At 57.0% G+C, this 23,685-nt stretch carries 20 protein-coding genes; 13 read left to right on the top strand and 7 right to left on the bottom strand.

Translation table 11 applies throughout. The features are described 5' to 3' along the window. The first annotated feature begins 11 nt into the window (after positions 1-11). From htpG to ABLV30_RS16625, 4 genes are all read left to right on the top strand, one after another. On the top strand, positions 12-1,886 hold the full coding sequence (gene htpG, locus ABLV30_RS16640; protein WP_009653565.1) for a molecular chaperone HtpG: 1,875 nt from the start codon (positions 12-14) through the stop codon (positions 1,884-1,886). A 188-nt stretch (positions 1,887-2,074) separates the two neighbouring features. Further along, positions 2,075-2,719 (top strand): adenylate kinase, encoded by a 645-nt coding sequence (gene adk / locus ABLV30_RS16635; RefSeq protein ID WP_004848363.1) that lies wholly within the window; start codon positions 2,075-2,077, stop codon positions 2,717-2,719. A gap of 127 nt (positions 2,720-2,846) precedes the next feature. Next, positions 2,847-3,809: a ferrochelatase gene (gene hemH / locus ABLV30_RS16630; RefSeq protein ID WP_004129953.1), complete on the top strand. Its 963-nt coding sequence runs from the start codon at positions 2,847-2,849 to the stop codon at positions 3,807-3,809. A gap of 63 nt (positions 3,810-3,872) precedes the next feature. Beyond that, on the top strand, positions 3,873-5,177 hold the full coding sequence (locus tag ABLV30_RS16625) for an inosine/guanosine kinase (protein ID WP_004137947.1): 1,305 nt from the start codon (positions 3,873-3,875) through the stop codon (positions 5,175-5,177). Positions 5,178-5,219: 42 nt separating this feature from the next. Here ABLV30_RS16625 and ybaL read toward each other — a convergent pair whose 3' ends face one another. Next, the gene (ybaL, locus tag ABLV30_RS16620) at positions 5,220-6,896 is read right to left on the bottom strand and encodes a YbaL family putative K(+) efflux transporter (protein WP_014228214.1); all 1,677 of its coding nucleotides are present in this window, start codon (positions 6,894-6,896) and stop codon (positions 5,220-5,222) included. Between the two features lie 357 nt (positions 6,897-7,253). Further along, positions 7,254-8,474 (bottom strand): MFS transporter, encoded by a 1,221-nt coding sequence (locus ABLV30_RS16615; protein ID WP_004848370.1) that lies wholly within the window; start codon positions 8,472-8,474, stop codon positions 7,254-7,256. 163 nt (positions 8,475-8,637) lie between these two features. On the opposite strand from ABLV30_RS16615, the gene ushA reads away from it, so the two are divergent. After that, positions 8,638-10,290, top strand: coding sequence for a bifunctional UDP-sugar hydrolase/5'-nucleotidase UshA (gene ushA, locus ABLV30_RS16610; RefSeq protein WP_032748309.1), 1,653 nt, complete (start codon positions 8,638-8,640; stop codon positions 10,288-10,290). A gap of 125 nt (positions 10,291-10,415) precedes the next feature. Here ushA and ybaK read toward each other — a convergent pair whose 3' ends face one another. Continuing rightward, positions 10,416-10,895, bottom strand: coding sequence for a Cys-tRNA(Pro)/Cys-tRNA(Cys) deacylase YbaK (gene ybaK, locus ABLV30_RS16605; RefSeq protein WP_025107139.1), 480 nt, complete (start codon positions 10,893-10,895; stop codon positions 10,416-10,418). Positions 10,896-11,096: 201 nt separating this feature from the next. Beyond that, a complete protein-coding gene (locus tag ABLV30_RS16600) occupies positions 11,097-11,891 on the bottom strand; it encodes a TraB/GumN family protein (protein WP_025107138.1) in 795 nt (264 codons plus the stop codon). 322 nt (positions 11,892-12,213) lie between these two features. On the opposite strand from ABLV30_RS16600, the gene ABLV30_RS16595 reads away from it, so the two are divergent. From ABLV30_RS16595 to ABLV30_RS16575, 5 genes are read left to right on the top strand one after another with little or no spacing between them, the layout of a single operon-like run. Beyond that, positions 12,214-12,621, top strand: a complete 408-nt coding sequence (locus ABLV30_RS16595) for a biopolymer transporter ExbD (protein ID WP_025107137.1) — start codon at positions 12,214-12,216, stop codon at positions 12,619-12,621. 1 nt (position 12,622) lies between these two features. Further along, positions 12,623-13,366, top strand: coding sequence for an energy transducer TonB (locus ABLV30_RS16590; protein ID WP_025107136.1), 744 nt, complete (start codon positions 12,623-12,625; stop codon positions 13,364-13,366). A 34-nt stretch (positions 13,367-13,400) separates the two neighbouring features. After that, entirely contained in the window at positions 13,401-15,641 is a 2,241-nt protein-coding gene (locus ABLV30_RS16585; protein WP_004848383.1) for a TonB-dependent receptor, read from the top strand. 19 nt (positions 15,642-15,660) lie between these two features. Then, entirely contained in the window at positions 15,661-16,308 is a 648-nt protein-coding gene (locus ABLV30_RS16580; protein ID WP_004137930.1) for a MotA/TolQ/ExbB proton channel family protein, read from the top strand. After that, the gene (locus tag ABLV30_RS16575; RefSeq protein WP_025107135.1) at positions 16,301-17,551 is read left to right on the top strand and encodes a phospholipase D-like domain-containing protein; all 1,251 of its coding nucleotides are present in this window, start codon (positions 16,301-16,303) and stop codon (positions 17,549-17,551) included. Before ABLV30_RS16580 ends, ABLV30_RS16575 begins: the two co-directional genes overlap by 8 nt. Before the next feature lie 74 nt (positions 17,552-17,625). On the opposite strand, the gene copA is transcribed toward ABLV30_RS16575, so the two are convergent. Beyond that, entirely contained in the window at positions 17,626-20,127 is a 2,502-nt protein-coding gene (gene copA / locus ABLV30_RS16570; protein WP_265800599.1) for a copper-exporting P-type ATPase CopA, read from the bottom strand. Between the two features lie 106 nt (positions 20,128-20,233). Between copA and cueR the strand changes: the two genes are divergently transcribed. After that, positions 20,234-20,644 (top strand): Cu(I)-responsive transcriptional regulator, encoded by a 411-nt coding sequence (cueR, locus tag ABLV30_RS16565; protein WP_048261479.1) that lies wholly within the window; start codon positions 20,234-20,236, stop codon positions 20,642-20,644. On the opposite strand, the gene ABLV30_RS16560 is transcribed toward cueR, so the two are convergent. Both ABLV30_RS16560 and ABLV30_RS16555 read right to left on the bottom strand, forming a co-directional pair. Further along, a complete protein-coding gene (locus tag ABLV30_RS16560) occupies positions 20,641-21,105 on the bottom strand; it encodes an NfeD family protein (RefSeq protein WP_032748316.1) in 465 nt (154 codons plus the stop codon). The genes cueR and ABLV30_RS16560 overlap by 4 nt on opposite strands. After that, positions 21,102-22,019, bottom strand: a complete 918-nt coding sequence (locus tag ABLV30_RS16555; protein WP_004129981.1) for an SPFH domain-containing protein — start codon at positions 22,017-22,019, stop codon at positions 21,102-21,104. The genes ABLV30_RS16560 and ABLV30_RS16555 overlap by 4 nt, the downstream gene beginning before the upstream one ends. Before the next feature lie 136 nt (positions 22,020-22,155). On the opposite strand from ABLV30_RS16555, the gene fetA reads away from it, so the two are divergent. After that, complete coding sequence (fetA, locus tag ABLV30_RS16550) at positions 22,156-22,836, top strand: iron ABC transporter ATP-binding protein FetA (protein ID WP_004848402.1); 681 nt, start codon at positions 22,156-22,158, stop codon at positions 22,834-22,836. Continuing rightward, positions 22,823-23,605: an iron export ABC transporter permease subunit FetB gene (gene fetB, locus ABLV30_RS16545; protein WP_004129987.1), complete on the top strand. Its 783-nt coding sequence runs from the start codon at positions 22,823-22,825 to the stop codon at positions 23,603-23,605. Before fetA ends, fetB begins: the two co-directional genes overlap by 14 nt. Positions 23,606-23,685 lie beyond the last annotated feature (80 nt).

Raw genomic sequence — 23,685 nt, 5'->3', positions numbered from 1 at the left:
GGTTGATTTAGATGAAAGGACAAGAAACTCGTGGTTTTCAGTCAGAGGTCAAGCAGCTTCTGCACCTGATGATCCATTCTCTTTATTCCAATAAAGAAATTTTCCTGCGTGAGCTGATTTCCAACGCCTCCGATGCGGCCGACAAGCTGCGCTTCCGCGCGCTGTCCCAGCCGGATCTGTACGAAGGCGACGGCGAGCTGCGCGTGCGTGTTTCATTTGATAAAGACAACCGCACCCTGACCATCGCCGATAACGGCATTGGTATGAATCGCGATGAGGTCATCGACCATCTCGGCACCATCGCCAAGTCCGGCACCAAAGCGTTCCTTGAGTCCATGGGCTCTGACCAGGCGAAAGACAGCCAGCTGATTGGCCAGTTCGGCGTGGGCTTCTATTCGGCGTTTATTGTTGCCGATAAAGTTACCGTCCGTACCCGCGCGGCGGGCGACAGCGCCGAAAACGGCGTCTTCTGGGAATCCGCTGGCGAAGGCGAATATACCGTTGCCGACATTAACAAAGCCGATCGCGGTACCGAGATCACGCTGCACCTGCGCGAAGGCGAGGACGATTTCCTCAACGACTGGCGCGTGCGTTCGATCATCAGCAAATACTCCGATCACATCGCGCTGCCGGTGGAAATTGAAAAACGCGAAGACGTTGACGGCGAAACCGTCATTAGCTGGGAGAAAATTAACAAAGCCCAGGCGCTGTGGACGCGCAATAAGTCGGAAATCAAAGACGACGAGTACAACGAGTTTTATAAGCACATTGCCCACGATTACAGCGATCCGCTGACCTGGAGCCACAACCGCGTTGAAGGTAAGCAGGAGTACACCAGCCTGCTGTATATCCCGTCGCAGGCGCCGTGGGATATGTGGAATCGCGATCATAAACACGGCCTGAAGCTGTACGTGCAGCGCGTCTTCATCATGGATGACGCCGAGCAGTTTATGCCGAACTACCTGCGTTTCGTCCGCGGCCTGGTCGACTCTAACGATCTGCCGCTGAACGTGTCGCGTGAAATCCTTCAGGACAGCAGCGTCACCCGCAATCTGCGTACCGCGCTGAGCAAACGCGCCCTGCAGATGCTGGAAAAACTGGCGAAAGACGACGCGGAAAAATATCAGACCTTCTGGCAGCAGTTTGGCCTCGTGCTGAAAGAGGGGCCGGCGGAAGATCAGGCCAACCAGCAGGCCATCGCCAAACTGCTGCGTTTCGCCAGCACCCATACCGACTCCGCCGCGCAGACTGTGTCGCTGGAAGAGTACGTCTCCCGCATGAAAGAAGGGCAGGAGAAGATTTACTACATTACCGCCGACAGCTACGCCGCCGCGAAAAGCAGCCCGCATCTGGAACTGCTGCGTAAGAAAGGCATTGAAGTGCTGCTGCTTTCCGATCGCATCGACGAGTGGATGATGAGCTATCTGACCGAGTTCGACGGTAAGCCGTTCCAGTCGGTGGCGAAAGCCGATGAGTCGCTGGATAAGCTGACGGACGAAGTGGATGAAACCACTAAAGAAGCCGAGAAGGCGCTGGAGCCGTTCGTTGAGCGTGCCAAAACGCTGCTTGGCGACCGGGTGAAAGAGGTTCGTCTGACCCATCGTCTGACCGATACGCCGGCCATCGTCACCACCGACGCGGATGAAATGAGCACCCAGATGGCAAAACTGTTTGCCGCTGCGGGCCAGGCCGCGCCGGAAGTGAAGTACATCTTTGAACTGAACCCGCTGCATCCGCTGGTAAAACGCGCGGCGGATACCCAGGATGATGCGCAGTTCGGCGAGTGGGTTGAGCTGCTGCTCGATCAGGCGCTGCTGGCCGAGCGCGGTACGCTGGAAGATCCGAACCAGTTTATCCGCCGCATGAACCAGCTGCTGGCGTCGTAATCTTTACCCTCACTCTACCCCTCTCCCGCTGGGAGAGGGCCGGGGTGAGGGCATCAAACCGCACTCTACGTAAAATATCTCACCATTAACCGTTTCAGCCGCCCCGCCTTCCTTGAGCCATCCGCGTTCTGGTGGTATGGTTTAGCGTTTTTTGAAAAATTGAATCAACTTTTGAGGGGATTTTCGTAATGCGTATTATTCTGCTTGGCGCTCCGGGCGCGGGTAAAGGAACTCAGGCTCAGTTCATCATGGAGAAATACGGTATTCCGCAAATCTCCACCGGCGACATGCTGCGTGCCGCGGTGAAGTCAGGCTCCGAGCTGGGCAAACAGGCGAAAGATATTATGGACGCCGGTAAGCTGGTCACCGACGAACTGGTTATCGCCCTGGTCAAAGAGCGTATTACTCAGGAAGATTGCCGCAACGGTTTTCTGCTGGACGGCTTCCCGCGCACCATTCCGCAGGCTGACGCCATGAAAGAAGCGGGTATCACCGTGGATTACGTGCTGGAATTCGATGTTCCTGACGAACTGATCGTTGACCGCATCATCGGGCGTCGCGTTCACGCAGCTTCCGGCCGCGTTTACCACATCAAATTTAATCCGCCGAAAGTTGAAGGCAAAGACGACGTGACCGGCGAAGAGCTGACCACCCGTAAAGACGACCAGGAAGAGACCGTGCGTAAGCGTCTGGTTGAGTATCATCAGATGACGGCTCCGCTGATCGGCTACTATCAGAAAGAAGCCGAAGCGGGCAATACCCAGTACGCGAAAGTCGATGGCACCAAAGCGGTGGCCGACGTTCGCGTTGAACTGGAAAAAATCCTCGGTTAATTCCGTTAGTTCTCATCCCGCCGCGGCGGGGTGAGAACTCCTCTCATTTTACCTTTTTCTATGATTGGTTCCGTTTAGCGCCATTTCAGCTACAATTGTCAGCGATTCAAATGGTTAAGAGGCGGTAATGCATCAGACGAAAACAGGTATCTTATTAGCCAATTTAGGCACTCCCGATGCGCCCACGCCCGACGCGGTAAAGCGCTATCTACGACAGTTTCTTAGCGATCGGCGCGTGGTGGATACCTCCCGTCTACTGTGGTGGCCGCTGCTGCGCGGCGTGATACTCCCCCTGCGAGCGCCCCGGGTCGCTAAGCTCTATCAGTCCATCTGGATGGAAGATGGCTCGCCGCTGATGGTCTATAGCCAGCAGCAGCGGCAGGCGCTGGCCGCGCGGCTTCCGGATACGCCGGTGGCGCTGGGGATGAGCTACGGTTCGCCGTCGCTGGAGAGCGCGGTTGATGAACTGCTGGAGCAGGGCGTGGATCACATCGTGGTGCTACCGCTCTATCCGCAATACTCCTGCTCCACCGTGGCGGCGGTCTGGGATGAACTAGGGCGTATCCTTGCCAAAAAGCGCGCCATCCCCGGCATCTCTTTTATTCGCGACTACGCCGATGACGTGGACTATATTCACGCGCTGGCCGCCAGCGTGCGCGCGTCCTTTGCGGTGCACGGTGAGCCAGATTTACTGCTGCTCTCCTATCATGGCATCCCTCAGCGGTACGCCCAGCAAGGGGATACCTATCCTCAGCGCTGCCGCGATACCACCCGTGAGCTGGTTTCAGCCCTGGGGCTGCCGCCTGACCGGGTGATGATGACGTTCCAGTCGCGCTTTGGTCGTGAGCCCTGGCTGACGCCCTACACCGACGAAACGCTGAAAATGCTCGGTGAGAAAGGGGTGAAGCATATTCAGGTTATCTGCCCCGGCTTTTCCGCCGATTGCCTGGAGACGCTGGAGGAGATCGCGGTGCAGAACCGGGAAATCTTCCTCGAAGCCGGCGGCCAACAATATGAGTACATTCCGGCGCTTAATGCGGACACCGCGCATATTGAAATGATGGTCAACCTGACGGCGAAATATCGCTGATCGCGCGTGCGGCGGGGAGTATGCTACTATTCCCCGCTTGTTCACTGTCAATAAATCGCCACTATGAAATTTCCCGGTAAACGCAAATCCAAACACTATTTTCCCGTCAACGCTCGCGATCCGCTGCTGCAGCAAATTCAGCCGGACAACGAGTCTAACGTCGCCTGGGTGGTCGGCATCGATCAAACCCTGGTCGATATCGAAGCGAAAGTGGATGAGGCGTTTATCGTACGCTACGGCCTGAGCGCCGGGCATTCGCTGGTGATTGAAGACGATGTCGCCGAAGCGCTGTATCAGGAACTGGTTCGCAATGACCTGATTACCCACCAGTTTGCCGGCGGCACCATCGGTAACACCATGCACAACTACTCGGTGCTGGCGGATGACCGTTCGGTTCTGCTTGGCGTCATGTGCAGCAATATTGAAATCGGCGGCTACGCCTACCGCTACCTGTGCAACACCTCCAGCCGTACCGATCTGAACTACCTGCAGGGGGTGGATGGGGCGATTGGGCGCTGCTTTACGCTGATTAGCGACTCCGGCGAGCGCACCTTTGCGATCAGCCCCGGGCATATGAACAAGCTCCGTCCGGAAAGCATTCCGGAAAGCGTCATCGCCGGCGCCTCCGCGCTGGTGCTGACCTCCTATCTCGTGCGCTGCAAGCCGGGCGAGCCGATGCCGGACGCGACGATGCAGGCCATCGCATATGCGAAAAAGCACGATGTACCGGTGGTCCTGACTCTGGGGACCAAATACGTTATCGCCGATAATCCGGCGTGGTGGCAGGCGTTCCTCAAGGAGCACGTCTCTATTCTGGCGATGAACGAAGAGGAGGCGGAAGCGCTGACCGGATTATCCGATCCGCTGCTGGCTTCCGACAAGGCGCTGGAGTGGGTTGACCTGGTACTGTGCACCGCCGGGCCTGCCGGGCTGTATATGGCCAGTTTTACCGAGGATGAGGCTAAGCGCAAAACGCAGCATCCGCTGCTGCCGGGCGCGATTGCCGAGTTTAACCAGTATGAATTCAGCCGCGCGATGCGCCATCAGGATTGCGAAAATCCGCTGCGTATTTATTCGCATATCGCACCCTATATGGGCGGGCCGGAGAAGATCATGAATACCAACGGCGCGGGCGACGGCGCGCTGGCGGCGCTGCTGCACGATATCACCGCCAATAACTATCATCGCAACAACGTGCCGAACTCCAGCAAGCACAAATGCAAGTGGCTGACCTATTCCTCGCTGGCGCAGGTGTGTAAATACGCTAACCGCGTGAGCTATCAGGTGCTGAACCAGCACTCGCCGCGTCTGACCCGCGGCCTGCCGGAGCGTGAAGATAGCCTGGAAGAGGCTTACTGGGATCGCTAAGCCGGTAAGTAAAGCCGGCCCCGAGAAGTCGGGCCGGAAGCATTAACCGGTAATAAGCTCGCCTGCTGGCGGCGTTTCGAGCAGCTGCAGCATGGCGCGGGCGATTTCCCGCTCGCCCATCACCACCTGGTTGGCGCCGCGTTCAACGATATACTCCACTTCATCGTCGTAGTGGGCGCGCGCGATGATCTCGATATTCGGGCACTTCTCGCGCGCGGAAGCCACGATTTCCCCGGCTTCATAGCCGTTAGGGATGGTCAGCAGCAGCCAGCGGGCGCAGTCAAGATGCGCCAGATTCATAATCTCTTCATTGGCGGCGTTGCCTAATACCGCGCGAATACCGCGTGCGCGCAGTTCGTCAACGCGGGTACGCGAGGTTTCGATAACCACCAGCGGCACGCCCTGCGCCATCAGTTTTTCACCGAGCAGGCTCCCGACGCGACCGAAACCGACCAGCAGCGCGTGGTTACAGATATCGACGGGGATCTGTTTCTCATCTTCAAGCACTTCTTCCAGCGTCTGTTCGTCCAGCGTCTCCGTTTTATCGAGATATTTTTCCAGCAGGGTAAACAGGACCGGGTTGAGCATGATGGAGATAATGGCGCCGGCAAGCACCAGGTTTTGCCCCGCCTGCGGCAGCAGATCCAGCGCCATTCCTAGCCCGGCGAGAATAAAGGCAAATTCACCGATTTGCGCCAGGCTGGCGGCAATGGTCAGCGCGGTGCGCGGCGAGTGGCCGAACATTCGTACCAGGAAGAAAGCGGCGGCCGATTTACCGAAAATAATGATGACCAGCGTCGCCAGCACCGCCAGCGGCTGATCGATCAGGATCATCGGATCAAACAGCATTCCCACGGAAACAAAGAACAGTACGGCGAAGGCGTCGCGCAGCGGCAGGGTATCGTGGGCCGCGCGATGGCTGAGCTCGGATTCATTGAGCACCATACCGGCGAAAAAGGCGCCGAGGGCGAAGGAGACGTCAAACAGCTCAACGGCGCCGAAGGCGATGCCGAGCGCTAACGCCAGCACCGACAGCGTAAACAGCTCGCGCGAGCCGGTTGCCGCGCTGCGTGACATAATCCACGGCACCAGGCGGCGGCCTACCAGCATCATTATGGCGATAAAGGCAACGACTTTACCGATGGTAATGCCCATATCGAGGGCCAGGGTAGCCAGGCCAACGTCGCCTTTCTCGGTCATGCCGGCGACCGCCGGCAGCAGCACCAGCGTCAGCACCATCACCAGATCTTCCACAATCAGCCAGCCGATAGCGATTTGCCCCCGCTGGCTATCAATAAGCTGTCGTTCTTCCAGCGCGCGCAGCAGCACCACGGTACTGGCGGTAGAAAGACACAGACCAAAAACGATCCCGGTCATTAACGACCAGCCCAGCATGGCAGAGAGCGCCATACCCAACAGCGTTGCCACGGCGATCTGGGCGATAGCCCCTGGAATAGCGATGGCCTTGACCGCCATCAAATCTTTTAAGGAGAAATGCAGACCCACGCCGAACATCAGCAGGATCACGCCAAGCTCGGCCAGCTCCGGCGCCAGCTTGGTATCAGCAACGAAACCTGGGGTAAAAGGTCCGGCCAGCACGCCCGCTAATAAATATCCCACCAGAGGAGAAATACGTAGCTTATTGGCAATCATGCCGAGAATAAAGGCGAGCACAAGGCCGCCGACAATGGTGGTGATTAGCGGTGTTGCGTGGTGCATTCCGTCTCCTTGCAGTGGTGAGCTGATCCATTTTCGGCATATACCCGTCATACTTCAATTTGCATGGGCGTTGGCTTTCCTCGCTCACCCCAGTCACTTACTTCAGTAAGCTCCAGGGGATTCCCTGCGTCGCCGCCTTCCTGCAACTTGAATTATTTAGGGTATAAAACCAAAAAACCGAATAATAGTTTATGACAATTTCAGCGGTTTTGTTTATGAATAATCGTTGAATTTTGCAGAAAGATGGAATTGGCATGCAAAAAAGCACGGACCGCAAAATGGCAGCAGCTTATGCGGGGTAATGCTGGTGGAGTAAGGGATTGAGGCAGCCAAAGTTACACTTTGGCTGCCGAAGAATCAGGACTTTTGGTGGTTGTTAGGCAGAAATATCGTCAAGATGCCAATCAGTGGCAAGAAAGCGCAGATTTTATAGACCAGCTCGATACTGGTATGGTCAGCTAATAGCCCCAGCACCGCGGCGCCAAGGCCACCCATGCCAAAAGCAAATCCGAAGAACAAACCAGAAACCATGCCGATCCGCCCCGGCAACAGCTCCTGAGCGTAGACCAGAATGGCGGAAAAAGCCGACGCGAGGATAAAACCAATTATCACCGTTAAAATGCCGGTCCATTCCAGCGATGCGTAGGGTAAAACAAGAGTAAACGGCGCTACGCCAAGGATAGAGCCCCAAATAACATATTTGCGCCCAATCTTATCGCCTACAGGCCCGCCAATCACCGTTCCCGCCGCGACGGCAAAAAGGAAAGCAAACAGATGAAACTGCGCGTTTTGCACCGATAATCCAAACTTTTGCATCAGATAAAAGGTGTAATAGCTGCTGATGCTCGCCATATAGAAGTATTTTGAGAAAATCAGCAGCAAAAGAATGCTAACCGCCAGAATGACTTTGTTTTTCGGCAATGGATTGACAATGACCGCTTTGGGTTTACCTTTGTTCATACGGTGCTGAGCGGCATACCAGCGGCTGATCTGCGCCAGCACGACGATCGCCAGCAGCGCCGCCAGGACAAACCAGCCAACGTTACCTTTGCCGTAGGGCGCGATAATCAGGGCCGCAAGCAGCGGGCCTAACGAACTGCCAAAGTTGCCGCCGACCTGGAATATCGACTGCGCCAGGCCATGGCGACCGCCGGAGGCCATTCGCGCCACGCGTGAAGACTCAGGGTGAAAGACCGAAGAGCCGGTACCGACCAGCGCGGCAGCCAGCAGAACCATCCCGAAGCTCCCGGAAATCGCCAGCAGTACCAGACCGCTTAAGGTAAAGCACATGCCTATCGGTAGCGACCACGGCATCGGGTGTTTGTCGGTCAGATAGCCGACGACCGGCTGCAGCAGCGATGAGGCCAGCTGGAAGGTGAGGGTAATCATCCCTATCTGCACAAAGGTCAGCGAAAACTCGGCCTGCAGCAGCGGGTAGATAGCCAGAATAAGCGATTGGATCATATCGTTTAGCAAATGTGAGAGGCTGATAGCGCCGAGAATGCGAAACGAGGTGCGTGCTTTTTGCGGCGCAGCAGCAGGGCCGGATAAGGGTTGTGCGGTCTGATTCATTGCCATAGGTTCGCTTAAGTATTTTTTATAGAGGATGCAGGTGGAATTATTATCTGCCTAACATACCTGCCCCTAAGGTTTGAAGGAAGTCGCAATTCTGAAAACATATTTGTCTAATCGGCTAACTCGCTATACTTTCGGCACTTGTCATTTCGTCAGGGAGAGAAATATGCACTTTATGAAGCAAGGCGTTGCGCTGGCGCTATTCACGGCGTTATCGCTGGGGAGCCTGTCTGCGCAGGCTTATGAGCAGGATAAAACCTATAAAATTACCATTCTGCATACTAACGATCATCATGGCCACTTCTGGCGCAGCGACTATGGCGAATACGGGCTGTCGGCACAAAAAACGCTGGTGGACGGCATTCGCAAAGAGGTGGCGGCAGAGGGCGGCAGCGTGCTGCTGTTATCCGGCGGCGATATCAACACCGGCGTGCCGGAATCCGACTTACAGGACGCGGAACCCGATTTTCGCGGGATGAACCTGATTGGCTATGATGCGATGGCGGTAGGCAATCACGAGTTTGATAATCCCCTTAGCGTACTGCGTCAGCAGGAAAAATGGGCGAAGTTCCCGTTCCTCTCCGCCAATATTTACCAGAAAAGCACCGGCGAGCGTCTGTTTAAGCCGTGGGCGCTGTTCAAACGCGGCGGGCTGAATATTGCGGTTATCGGCCTGACGACCGACGATACGGCCAAAATTGGTAACCCTGAGTTCTTTACGGATATCGAGTTCCGCAAACCGGCGGAAGAGGCCAAACTCGTTATCCAGGAGCTGCAGCAGAATGAAAAACCGGACGTCATTCTGGCCACCACCCACATGGGCCATTATGACAACGGCGCCCACGGCTCGAATGCGCCGGGCGACGTCGAGATGGCGCGCAGCCTGCCGGCAGGTTCGCTGGCGATGATCGTCGGCGGCCACTCGCAGGACCCGGTATGCATGGCCTCTGAGAATAAAAAACAGGTGGATTACGTTCCGGGCAGCCCGTGCGCGCCGGATAAGCAGAACGGTATCTGGATCGTCCAGGCCCATGAGTGGGGCAAATATGTGGGCCGCGCCGACTTCGAATTCCGCAATGGCGAAATGAAGCTGGTGCACTATCAGCTGATCCCGGTCAACCTGAAGAAAAAGGTCACTTACGACAACGGCGAGAGCGAGCGCGTGCTCTATACGCCGCAAATTGCCGAAAATCCGCAGATGCTCTCCCTGCTGACGCCGTTCCAGAATAAGGGCAAAGCGCAGCTGCAGGTCAAAATCGGTAGCGTAAACGCGCACCTGGAGGGCGATCGCAGCAAAGTGCGTTTTGTGCAAACCAATATGGGACGTCTGCTGCTGGCGGCGCAGATGGCGCGCAGCAATGCCGATTTCGCGGTGATGAGCGGCGGCGGCGTGCGTGATTCGATTGAAGCGGGCGATATCACCTATAAAGACGTGATGAAGGTACAGCCTTTCGGCAACGTGCTGGTGTATGTCGATATGAGCGGTAAGGAAGTGACGGAGTATCTGACCGCCGTGGCGCAGATGAAGCCCGATTCTGGCGCCTATCCGCAGTTTGCCAACGTCGGTTTTGTGGCCAAAGACGGTAAGCTTAATAATTTGACTATCAAAGGCGAACCGGTCGATCCGGCGAAGACCTACCGTATGGCGACCCTGAGCTTTAACGCCACCGGCGGCGATGGCTACCCGCATATTGATACCAAGCCCGGCTATGTGAATACCGGCTTCATCGACGCGGAGGTGCTGAAAGAGTATATCCAGAAAAACTCACCGCTGGACGCGGCAGCTTATGAACCGAAAGGCGAGGTAAGCTGGCAGTAACGTTTGAGCCAAACCCCGGTTGCGTAGCTACCGGGGCTACAGGTCTCAGCGGTTTTGGATTTTGTAGCTCGGACAAGGCGCGTCAGCGCCGCCTCCGGGAGTGTTCCCTGACGAAAAACCGTCAATTAATCGCGACGCGCGATATCGGCGAATTTTGCCTCAAGGATCTTCGCCAGATCGCTGGCCGCCAGCTCAATATCCAGCCCGCGTTTGCCGCCGGAAATATAGATGGTGGCAAACGACTGGGCCGGCGCGTCAATCACCGTCGGCAGGCGTTTTTTCTGTCCAAGCGGGCTGATCCCGCCCACCAGATAGCCGGTGACCCGCTGTGCGACCATCGGGTCTGCCATATCGACTTTCTTAGCGCCTAAAGCCCTCGCCACCTTTTTCAAATCCAGCTGACCCGCTACCGGCGTCACCGCGACGGCCAGATGCTTCATGTCGCCGTTGACGGCGACCAGCAGCGTTTTATAGACCTGGTCCGCGTTGAGCCCCAGCTTACGCACCACCTCATCGCCAAAATTGGTTTCGTTCGGATCGTGATCGTAGCTGTGAATGTGAAAACTAATTTTGTTTTTTTCGAGTAATTTTACGGCGGGAGTCATCGTTATCCTTCTTACCAACCGATTTAATGTGACATAAGCATACGCCCGACGGCTGTCTAAAAAATAGTATCATCTTGCGCAATAGTATTGGCAGTGATGGTCACTTTGAGCGACAATCAGACGATCCGGGGCGCGAACCCCGGAATAATAATAATGATGAAATTCCTCTTTGACGGGCCAATAGCAATATTGGCCATTTTTTTACGTCAGCATGTCCGGCAGATTTCCTTCCCCGTACAAATGAAGCGCCCCTACGGCAACCACGTAGCGCCCCGGCGGCAGCGCCAGCAGCGTTTCGCGCCAGGCGAGATTGCGCTGATGCATCAGCACATCATACAGCGACTGGCTAAACGTTGTCGGCAGCGAGGTTGCGCCCGTTGACGGCGGCTGCTCCAGCCACCAGCCGATCATCACCTGCAGCAGACGCGCATTCGTGCGCCAGTGGGTGAGGGTATCCTCCAGCAGCGCCAGGCCGCCGTCGGGCAGATCCCGCAGCAGCGCTATCTGGCTGTCGGCTCCCTCCAGCTCCATCACGCGGATATTGCTCTCGCGCGCCGCCATCAGCAGTTGATAATCAATGCCGTAATCCGCCCTTAGGCCCAGTTTTTGCGCCTGTGTCGCCTGCAATACCATCGCCACCTGCCACAGCGGCTGGCTGTCGAACAGCGCGATGGACAGCCCCATTTCTCCTGCCCGCTCTTGCAGTTCAGCAAGCTGGGAGGCGCTCAGGCGTTCCGCCAGCGGCGGACAGGAGGGGAGGTTGCTGAACGGCGTTTCGCTGCCGCTAATATCCGCTTCCACAATCAGCGCATCGGCCTGGCGGATCTTTTTTAATAACCTGGCGGGCGGCGGCGACATGTCGCGGGTGCCCATATGAATACTGCCGACCAGGTGCAGATAGCGCTCGCCGGGAAGCGTGATATCCAGCGCGGGCCAGGAATAAGACGAGCCGACGGCGGCTTGCCACAGCATTTTTATTCGGTTTAACAGGCCCATACGTGCTCCGTAGTGTGAGGAAGCCATGCTAGCGCGCGGGGGGCTGGGGCGCAAGGGGACTCAACGTGCGCGACGGAAGAGGCGTTTTGCAATGTCACGAAAATAACAAAAAAATTTGATGTTCTCTTCTTTGTCATTTCTGTAATGGCGTTTTGAAATTAATTATCACTTAAAAAACAATGGAGTGACTATTTATAACGTGAATGACCATGGTGTTTTTTTCTCAAATATTCCTCTATTGTGATAATAAAATAAAAAATCTGTAACAAAAAATAAACAAAACGCTTCTATATTGGCCCCTTCAATTTTTGGGGGGAGTGACATGCGTAACTGGAGTGAGCCTAAAAAGAATAAAGCCCATATCGAGCTGATCCCGATGATCGATGTGATGATGTTTCTACTGGTTTTCTTTGTCCTGATTAGCCTGAATGTGATCCCGGCTCTGGGCTTGAAAACGCAGCTGCCGTCGGCCGGCAGCGCCCAACAGCTTAAACCGCAAAAAAAAGCCATTATCACCCTCGGCATCGGCGACCAGCTGCAGCTTGATGGCCAGCCGCTGCCCCTGAATGCGCTGGTCAATACCCTGAAGCAACAGCAGCAGGAAAACCAAACCACCACCATTATCGTGAACAGCGATAAAGAGGTTGCGGTGGAACGCCTGATCGCCGTGATGGATACCCTGCGTCAGGGTGGTTTCTTCTCCATTTCCATTGCCACACGGAAGCAGTGATATGTATCTGCTTTATCGCTCACGTCACGTTGTTAGCTGGCTACCCGCCCTTGTCGTCGCCGGATGTTTACTGTTTGTCAGCCAGCAGGCAGTGCTGCAGGTCAAACCGCATTACGACGATACGGTCATGGAACTGTCGCTGGCTGAACCCGAACCGCCGCAGCCGGAGCCTGTCCCGGAACCGCAGCCGGAAATACCGCCGCAAATTCAACCTGAGCCGGAACCGGAGGCGGTCGCTGAACCCGTCGTTTCTGCGCCAGAACCCATTATCCAGGCCAAACCGGTTGTTAAACCGAAAGCCAAACCCAGGCCCAAACCGGTTGTGAAGGAAAAAGCGCCGAAACCGCAGGCGATCGCGGCTCCGCAGCCCGCCGCCGTTCGTAGTCCGGTGAGTAAACCGGCCCCGCCGCCTTCTCCCCCGGCGCCGAAGGCGAACGCGCAGGCGGTGGAAAACGGCTATCTGCAGGCGCTGCGCCGGGAGCTGGAGCAGCGCAAGCGCTACCCGAGCGGCCGTCAGGCTTCGCTGGAACGTCCGCAGGGCAACGTGGAGGTCTGGCTGGAGGTTGACCGCAGCGGCAGAGTGCTGGCTTCCGGTATTGCCAGCAGGGCGCCGAACATGCTGCTCAATCGCGCTGCGCTTAGTTCCCTGCAAAGCATCAGCCAGCTGAAGCCCTTTCCTGAAGAGGCTTTTGCCGGACAAAGCAGCAAAAAATTTACCGCGACGTTTAATTACCAGGCGCCATAAGCCTAATTAATCATTTGTTTTTACAGGAAAAGAAATGAAAAACTTTAATTATTCTGGGATTGCGTTAGCCGTGGTGTCGGCCCTGTTATCGGGGGCCTCACTGGCGGCGGAAAGCAGCGACGTGGGGGAGATTAACGTTAAGGGGCAATCGCTCGGCGGCGGTCTGATGGTGCAGGAAGACAGCGGCAAAGCGCGTTCCACCCTGACCAAAGAGGCGATGGAAAAAGCCCCCGGCGCCAGCAATGCTATCGACATGCTGAAATATACGCCGGGAATGAACGTCAACAGCAATGACGCCAGCGGCCTGAGCGGTATCGACTACACCATGCGCGGGATGAACTCGGATCAGATCGGCCTGTCGATGGACGGCATCCCGATTAACGACTCGGGCAACTATGCGGTCTACCCCAACCTGCTGGGCGACGCGGAAAACCTTGAGCAGATCTTTGTCACCCAGGGCTCTTCCGAGGCTGACGGCCCGCATATTGGTTCCAGCGGCGGTAATATTGGCCTTGTGACAAAGCGTCCCTCAAAGGAGTTTGGCGGCTTCGTCAAACAAACGCTCGGCAGCCATAACCTCAGCAAAACTTTCGCTCGTCTGGAGACCGGGGAGTACAACGGTTTTAGCAACTGGCTCTCGTACTCGCATACTGAAGCCAAAAAATGGCGCGGGGAGGGGCGTAATTATTCCGATAAGTTCGAAATGAACTCGCTGTACGAGGATGGCAACGGCAACAGCAGCAACCTGATCATGAAGTATAACCGTCAGGATAACAGCAACTATAACACCCTGAGTAAAGCGCAGTTCGAAGAAGACCCGCGTCAGGACTACTCGACCACCCCGGTCTACAACAGCAAAGGTCAACTGAGCAAATATTACAAGCTGAACCGTAATCCGTTTGAAACCTTCACCCTCTCTTTTGCCCAGCGCTTACAGCTGCGCGATAACCTCGCGTTGACCGTTCAGCCCTATTACTACTGGGGTAACGGCGGCAGCTTTACCGGACAAACGGCCTCGGTGCTGTCCAATACGTCTGATACCGCCGGACAGTACGATCTCAGCAACCTGACTTCTAATACCTATTACCGGCCTTCGTGGACCCAGACCTGGCGGCCGGGCGTTACCACGAAATTGAAGTGGGATATTAACGACGAACACAGCCTGGATATTGGCTACTGGTACGAGCGCGCGCGTCAGTCGCAGACCCAGCCGTTTATTAGCATTCAGGACGATGGCAACCCGGCGAACGTTTCCGGCAAACCGGGCGGTTCCGATCAGGTTAAAGATGCGAACGGCAATACGGTACAGGGGCGTAACCAGTACACGGTGACTCCTGCGCACAAAGTATGGCTTCAGGACAGCTGGTTCGTGACGCCGGACTGGACGCTGGTGGGCGGGCTGGCTTATCAGTATGTTGAACGTAAAGGCGATAATAAAGGCAGCCTGTATAGCGCTGCGGAAAAACGCCAGGCGACCTACCATGAATTCCTGCCGAACTTTAGCATCAGCTATAAGCCGGATAGCGAAAATCAGCTGTTCTATAACCTGACGCGCAACATGCGTACGCCACCCAACTACGTACTCTACAACGTCGGCGATTCGATCAGCACCAAACCTGAGCTGAGCTGGAACCACGAGCTGGGCTGGCGTTTTCAGCGCGAAGATATGCTGCTGAGCGCGACGCTCTTCTATATGCGCTATACCGACCGGCAGATTTCGACCACCAATGCGGATGGTGACTACGAAATGATGAACATCGGCAGCGTGGAGAGTAAAGGTCTGGAGCTGGAGTGGAGCGGTAAGCTGCCGTACAACTTCAACTACTACACCTCTTATACCTACACCCATTCCGAACAAAAAGACGACATTGTGAGCAACGGCGGACATCCGCTGCCAACGGCGGGCAAAACGGTGCCAAACGTACCGAAAAACATGCTTAACGCGTCGCTGGGCTATGACGATGGTCTCTACTACGGCAGCTTCGGCGGCAAATACGTCAGTTCGTTCTACGGCGATTTGACCAACGACGAAAAAATCGGCGGGCGCACGGTCTTTGATGTCGCCGCGGGCGTGCATCTGCCGGTGGATAAAAAGATTGTCAAAAGCGCCACCCTGCGCTTTGGCATCGATAACCTGTTCGATAAACAGTACCTGACCTCCGTCCGCTCGACGACTTTTAACGCGGCGGCTTACGACGGCGTGAAGGCCAGTACCCCGTACTACAACGTTGGCGAAGAGCGCACCTTTAGCGTCTCGCTGGAAGCAACCTTTTAATTAACCGGAGGGCACTCTGATGGATGCCAATCTGATTCACGATATTATTTTCTACGTTATGTACGCCGCGCTGGCGATCGCCGTGGTGATACTGGTTGAACGCGGCCTCTATTTTTCGTGGGCCCAGCGTCAGGCTTTGCGCTTTGAAAAGGCGCTGACGCCGGACGTTCGTCGCGCGTCGGATCTGCCGGAATCGCTGACCGGCCGCAGTAGCCTCCCGCTGACCCTCATTCTGCCGGTGCTGGAGAAAAAGCAGACGGCGGAAGACCGTGAGGCGATGAGCGATCTGATCGACGCTCAGTATCTGCTCAGCAAACCGCAGATGTCGCGTGGGCTGTGGATGCTTGAAACCGTTGTCACCGCCGCGCCGCTGCTGGGCCTGCTGGGGACGATCCTCGGTATTATGGATACCTTTAAGGCCCTTTCCGCCTCAGGCGTCTCCGATGCCAGCATGGTTTCTGCGGGTATGGGGACCGCCCTGTATGCCACCGGCCTGGGCATTGCTATTGCGCTGCTGTGCCTGGTGGGCAATAACTATTTGCAAAGCCGCATGGAGCGAATCAACGAACTGCTGAAGGTGCTGCTGATCCGCGCCGGCAGCCCGGTCAGCCGTCCGGAGCAGGGCGGCAAACGCTGGGAAGGCCACGAGGCGCAGCGCTATGCCTGAACATGGTCAATGCGGGTGGCCGGCAGGCCGCCTGATGAGCGCACTGGCGGGGAGCTGGATGCTGTTAAGCCAGCCGGTATGGGCGGCGTTCTCTATACCCGGCTACGAGCTGGTGTATAACGCGCCGCAGGAAACCACCTTACAGGATAACGATTTACGTCATGCCGCCGAAGTCTGGCAGCAGATGTTCGATGCGGCGCGCAGCCATATCGATCTGGCGCAGTTTTACGTGGCGAATGAAAAAGGCTCTCTGCTGGATGGGGTTCTGGCACGTCTGCGGGCCGCCGGGGAGCGTGGAGTAAAAATTCGTTTTCTGATGGAGGAGAAGGGCGTGGGCCTTTCAACGCCGGAAACGCTGACGGCCCTGAAAGCTATCCCCAACCTGGAGCTGCGGGTGATTCCGTTCCATCGGCTGACCGGCGGTATTGTTCACGCCAAGTATCTGCTGGTGGATGGCAAAGAGGCTTTTGTCGGTAGCCAGAATTTTGACTGGCGCGCGCTGGAACAGATCCAGGAGACCGGTCTGCGCATCAGCGATCCGCAAACGGTGCAGCAGATTCAGGCTATTTTCGATCAGGACTGGCAGGCGCAAGCTCTGCTGGCGGAGAGTAAGCCGGTACCGAAGCCGGCGAGGCAGGCGGTAGCGTCGGCCCCGCAGGGCAATTATCTGGTTGCCAGCCCGCGCGATTATAACCCGGGCGGGGTGATTGATTCGCAGGTGGCGCTGCCGCGGCTGCTGGCGAGCGCCAAATCGCGGATCCGGGTGCAGGTGATGGACTATGCGCCGCTGGCGTGGGGAGAAAAGGGGAGCCGGCCCTTTTATGCGCCCATTGATAACGCCCTGCGCAGCGCGGCGGCCCGCGGCGTACAGGTGGAGCTGATGGTGGCGAACTGGAACCTGAAAAAGCCGGAGGTATTCTGGCTGAAGAGTCTCTCTCTGGTGCCAAACGTTCAGCTAAAAGTGGTGACCATACCTCCCGCCAGCCGAGGGTTTATCCCCTTTGCCAGGGTGGTACACAGTAAGCTGATGACCATCGACGGTACGACGGCGTGGGTCGGAACCAGCAACTGGAGCGGAGGCTATTTCGATAACTCACGCAACCTTGAGCTGGTGCTGAATAATGCGTCGATGGCCGCGCGCGTGGACGCGCTTTACAGCCAGCTGTGGAATAGCCGCTATGCGGCGCCGATCAAGGTTGATTTTGATTATCCGGTTCCGCATCCTGGCCGCGAGTTCGAATAGATAAATCGGCTGAGGCTTCCCCTCTCCCGAAGGGGGCGAGGGGAAGCCTGTTTTCGCCCTCGCCAGAGGCTGCCTTATGCTTTGGGCTTATAGCGCAGCAGGCGGTTGGCGTTGCTCACAACGGTAATCGAAGAGAGCGCCATGGCCGCGCCCGCCACCACCGGGTTGAGCAGCGTGCCGGTCAGCGGCCACAGGATCCCGGCGGCAATCGGAATGCCCAGCGAGTTATAAACAAATGCCCCCAGCAGGTTCTGCTTCATATTACGCAGCGTAGCTTTGGCGATGTCCAGCGCATCGGCAACGCCGTTCAGGCTATGGCGCATCAGGGTAATCGCCGCCGTCTCAATGGCGACATCGCTGCCGCCGCCCATGGCGATCCCCACATCGGCCTGCGCCAGCGCGGGCGCATCGTTGATACCGTCGCCGATCATCGCCACCTGATGCCCTTCGCTTTGCAGGCGCTTAATCGCATCGGCTTTCCCGTCCGGCAGCACCCCGGCAATCACCTCATCAATGCCCGCCTCTTTGGCGATAGCTTTGGCGGTGGTGGGGTTATCTCCGGTCAGCATCACCAGACGATAGCCCTGGCGGTGCAGCCTGGCTAATGCCGCCACGCTATCTTCGCGCAGCGGATCGCGGATGGCGAACAGCGCCGCCGCCTGACCATCTACCGCCAGCAGCACCGGCGTGGCACCCTGTGACGCCTGGTTGGTCATGTCGTCTTCTATTTCAGCCGTTGCAATCTTGTGCTCATTAAGCAGCGCCTGGTTGCCGAGCAGCAGACGGCGGCCTTCGGCTTCGCCGCTGACCCCCAGCCCGCGCAGCGTGCGGAAGTTTTCTACCGCAGGCAGGCGTTGGTCCGCGGCTTTGTCGAGAATGGCGCGCGCCAGCGGGTGGCTGGAACCTTGCTCCAGAGACGCCGCCAGACGCAGAGCGGTGGACTCATCCATGGCGGTAAAGGTTTTTATCGCCACCACCTGCGGTTTACCCTCGGTCAGGGTACCGGTTTTATCAAAGACCAGCGTATCGAGAGTGCTGGCGCGCTGCAGCGCATCGGCGTCGCGCACCAGTACGCCGTACTCCGCCGCGCGGCCCACGCCGGAGATAATCGACATCGGCGTTGCCAGCCCCAGGGCGCACGGACAGGCGATAATCAGCACCGTGGTGGCGATCACCAGGGTATAGACAATTTGCGGCGCCGGGCCAAAAAAGTACCAGATCGCGGCGCTGAACAGGGCTATCGCCACAACCGCCGGGACGAACACGGCGGAGATTTTGTCCGCCAGCTGGCCGATTTCAGGTTTACTGCTCTGCGCCTGGCGCACCATGCGGATAATGCGCGCCAGGGTGGTTTGACTGCCGACGGCGCTGGCGGTAAACAGTACGCTGCCGTCCTGCACTACGGTCCCGGCATGAACGGCGTCACCGTCGCCTTTTTGCTGCGGCACCGGCTCGCCGGTGAGCATCGCTTCATCGAACCAGGCTTCGCCCTGGCTAATGACGCCGTCGACCGGTACGCGATCGCCGGTGGTCAGACGCAGGATCATTCCCGCCTGAACCTCAGCCAGCGGCAGATCTTTTTCGCCTTCGTCGGTGACCACCCTCGCTGACGGCGGGGTTAAATCGAGCAGTTTTTCCAGCGCTTTCGAAGAGCGCTGGCGCGCGCGGGCTTCCAGCATATGGCCCAGGTTAATCAGACCGATAATCATCGCGCTGGCTTCATAATAAAGGTGGCGGGCTTCCATCGGAAACCACTGCGGCCACAGGTTGACGCTCATTGAATAGAGCCAGGCGACGCCGGTACCCAGCGCCACCAGCGTATCCATGGTCGCGGTGCCGTTTTTCAGGCTTTTCCACGCGCTGCGGTAGAAATGGCCGCCGGCAAAGACCATCACCGCCAGGGTGACAACACCGATAGCCAGCCACAGGGCGCGGTTATCATCGCTGACCATCATATTGTCGCCGATCATTCCCCAGCCCATGACCGGGATACCTACCAGCAGGGCGACGATAGCCTGCCAGCGGAAGCGCTTCATTGTGGCGACGGCGGTTTCCTGCTGGCGCTCGCGGCGTTCGAGGTCGTCTTCGATAGCTTCCGCGCCGTAGCCCGCTTTCTCTACGGCCTGGACTAATTCTGCGGCGGACGCGCTGCCCATCACCAGCGCAGTGCGTTCCGCCAGGTTGACCCGCGCCTGCGAGACGCCCGGCACCGCGGCGAGCGCGTGTTGTACCCGGGATACGCAGCTGGCGCAGCTCATGCCGTTGATTAACAGCTGCTGGCTGTCATCTTCGTCACGGGCTGCCGGAAGCTCAGAGGTGGCCGCTGTCAGCGCTTCCGGCGGGATTGATGATTCTGCCAGCGGTTTAGCCTTTGGGTGGCTGAGCTCCGCGCCGTATCCGGCCTGTTTAATGGTCTCAATCAGCGCTTCCGCGCTGGCGCTGCCCGTGACGTGGGCTTCGGTAACGGTGACTTCCGCCTGCTCAACGTCGGGACGCTGCTCCAGACTCTCTTTCACCCGTTTAACGCAGTGGCCGCAGGAGAGGCCATCAAGCGCGAGGTCGATAGTGGTAGACATACATAACTCCTGAATAAATTTCCGGTTAATGATTGACCGAACACACTCTTTCATCGAGTATTAACAAGGTTAAACCTTCCAGCAAGGGGAAGGTCAAGGGGGAAAGATGAATATTAGCGATGTGGCGAAAAAGACCGGCTTAACCAGCAAAGCGATCCGTTTTTACGAGGAGAAGGGGCTGGTGACGCCGCCGCTGCGTAGCGAAAACGGCTACCGCAGCTACAACCAGCAGCATCTGGATGAACTGACCCTGCTGCGCCAGGCGCGCCAGGTGGGGTTTAATCTGGAAGAGTGTCGCGAGCTGATATTCCTGTTCAACGATCCCTCGCGGCACAGCGCCGACGTGAAACGCCGGACGCTGGAGAAAGTCGCGGAAATTGAGCGGCATATCAGCGAGCTGCAGGGCATGCGTACGCAGCTGCTGGCGCTGGCGGACTCCTGCCCCGGCGATGACAGCGCGGACTGCCCGATCATCGATAATCTCTCAGGCTGCTGTCACCGCAAGGTGCAGGCCTAGCGGCCGTTAGGGAGCTCCCTGATCCGCAGCGTAATCCCCTCGACGGCGACCACTTCAACCTTGCTGCCCGCCGCGAGGTCGTCATCGGCAATAACCGGCCATGAACTGTCGCCCACGCGGACGTGTCCGCGGCCGTTAACCAGCGCCGTTTCCAGCGTAAAGCGGCGGCCAAGCAGCTGCTGCCCGCGCTGATTAAGCTGAGCGTCCGCCGGCTTCTGGCGCTTAACGCGGTTACGCAGCCAGCGCGACCACAGCCAGGCCGCCAGCAGAGTCAGGACGGCAAACAGCGTACCCTGCCACTCCCAGCTCAACGGCAGCATCCAGACCAGCAGCCCGGTTACGACGCCGGCAATGCCGCTCCACAGCAGATAACCGTTGCCGCCGAGCATTTCCGCCGCCAGCAGCAGCCCGCCGAGGCTGAGCCAGAAAATATGCGGGTGGGCGAGAATCAGCGCGATCATGATTTTTTCTGCGCGCCAGCGCCTTCTTTAAGCAGCTCGCCGATCCCGGCGATGGAGCCCATCAGGCTGCTGGCATCAAGCGGCATCAGCACCACTTTGCTGTTATTGGCCGCGCCAATTTGCTGCAGCGCATCGGTATATTTCTGCGCGACAAAGTAGTTGATGGCCTGAATGTCGCCGGAAGCGATAGCGGATGAGACCATCTGCGTAGCGCGCGCTTCCGCTTCCGCGGAACGTTCGCGCGCCTCTGCCTGTAAAAACGCCGACTGACGCTCGCCTTCGGCTTTGAGGATCTGCGACTGCTTCTCGCCCTCGGCTTTTAAAATTTCCGCCTGACGTATCCCTTCGGCCTCAAGAATATAGGCGCGCTTGGTGCGCTCGGCTTTCATCTGGGCGTTCATTGAGGCGATAAGCTCCGCCGGCGGGCGTACGTCGCGGATCTCAACGCGGGTGATTTTGATGCCCCACGGGTTGGTCGCTTCATCGACAATATGCAGCAGGCGGGTGTTGATGCTGTCGCGCTGGGAGAGCATTTCGTCCAGCTCCATGGAGCCCAGCACGGTACGAATGTTGGTCATGGTCAGGTTGATAATCGCCAGCTCGAGGTTGCTGACTTCATAGGCGGCTTTCGGCGCGTCGATAACCTGAATAAAGCACACCGCATCAATGGTGACGTTGGCGTTATCGCGCGAAATCACCTCCTGCGAAGGGATATCGAGCACCTGCTCCATCATATTAATTTTGCGCCCGATACGATCCATAAAGGGCACCACCAGGCTCATCCCCGGCTGCAGCGTTTGCGTATAGCGGCCAAAGCGCTCTACCGTCCACTGGTAGCCCTGAGGAACGATTTTTACCGCCGCTCCGACGATAACCAGCGCGACGAAAATAAGAATGGGGATAAAAATCAGCATCAAAAACCTCCTGTCTTGTTGCCTGTTGATGCGCCGGGAGAGTGGCGCGCGTTTAACCAGAGTATATCTTTCCGCGCATCCGGGTGAAAGAAAAGTGGAGTAAACTAGAGGCGTTGTCGAAAAACTGGGAATAATAATGACCGAAAGTAACGCTATTTTGCGCCTGGACAATGTGGGTTTTCAGGCCGATGGAGTGACCATCCTTAATGAGATGAGTTTTCAGCTCAGGGCAGGGGAATTTAAGCTGATTACCGGCCCTTCCGGCTGCGGAAAAAGCACGTTATTAAAAATAATCGCTTCGCTGCTGAGCCCCACCGCGGGAAGCATTTTCTTCGCCGGTAAAAACATTAATGACTTAACGCCGGAAACCTATCGTCAGCAGGTTTCCTACTGCGCGCAAACCCCGGCGCTGTTCGGCGATTCAGTGTATGACAACCTGGTCTTCCCGTGGCAGATCCGTCATCAACAGCCGGATCCCAACGCGCTGGTCGCCGATCTGCTGCGCTTCGGGCTGGCGGAGAATACGCTGGAAAAGTCAATCAATGAACTTTCGGGCGGGGAAAAGCAGCGCGTTTCGTTGATTCGCAATCTGCAGTTTTTACCGCAGGTGCTGCTGCTCGATGAAATTACCAGCGCGCTGGACGAGAGCAATAAAAAAAACGTGAATGAGATTATCCATCGCTACACAACCGAAAAAAATATCGCCGTTCTGTGGGTCACTCACGATAGCAATGAAATTGCCCATGCGGATGAAGTGATTACCCTAAAGCCTGCCGGCGGAAAAGCGCAGGAGGAGAAAAAAAATGAACGGGCATAATATTACTAACGAATCGCTGGCGCTCTCCATGGTTCTGGTGCTGGTGGCGATCGTGGTCAGCTACCGGGAAAAGCTGGCGCTGGAAAAAGATATTATCTGGAGTATCTGCCGGGCGATTGTGCAACTGATTATCGTCGGCTATGTGCTGAAATATATCTTTAACGTTAATCACGCCGTGCTGACGCTGCTGATGGTGCTGTTTATCTGCTTTAACGCGGCGTGGAATGCGAAAAAGCGCAGCAAATATATCGATAAAGCCTTTGTTTCTTCGTTTATCGCGATAACCACCGGCGCCGGATTAACCCTGGCGGTGCTGGTTTTTTCCGGATCGATTGCGTTTGTGCCGATGCAGGTGATTCCGATTGCCGGGATGGTGGCCGGTAACGCGATGGTGGCGGTCGGGCTGTGCTACAACAACATGGGGCAGCGTTTCAGCAGCGAGCAGCAGCAGATCCAGGAGAAGCTGAGCCTGGGCGCGACGCCGAAGATGGCTTCCGCAAGGCTTATCCGCGATAGCATTCGCGCCGCGCTGATCCCGACGGTAGATTCGGCGAAAACGGTGGGGCTGGTGAGCCTGCCGGGGATGATGTCGGGGCTGATTTTCGCCGGGATTGATCCAGTAAAAGCGATTAAGTACCAGATTATGGTGACGTTTATGCTGCTGTCGACCGCCAGCCTGTCAACGATTATCGCCGGGTATCTGACCTACCTGAAGTTCTTTAATGCTCGCCATCAGCTGGTGGTGACGCAGCTGAAAAAACGCGCGTAAGTTTTTTCCCCGGAGGCGGCGCTGAACGCGCCTGTCCGGGCTTGTATGATTACTCCGTCAGAAAGAACCGGCCAGTTCTC

Source organism: Klebsiella sp. CN_Kp113 (assembly GCF_040064585.1).
GTDB lineage: Bacteria > Pseudomonadota > Gammaproteobacteria > Enterobacterales > Enterobacteriaceae > Klebsiella > Klebsiella michiganensis.
This window is presented reverse-complemented; position numbering and strand designations above follow the sequence as displayed.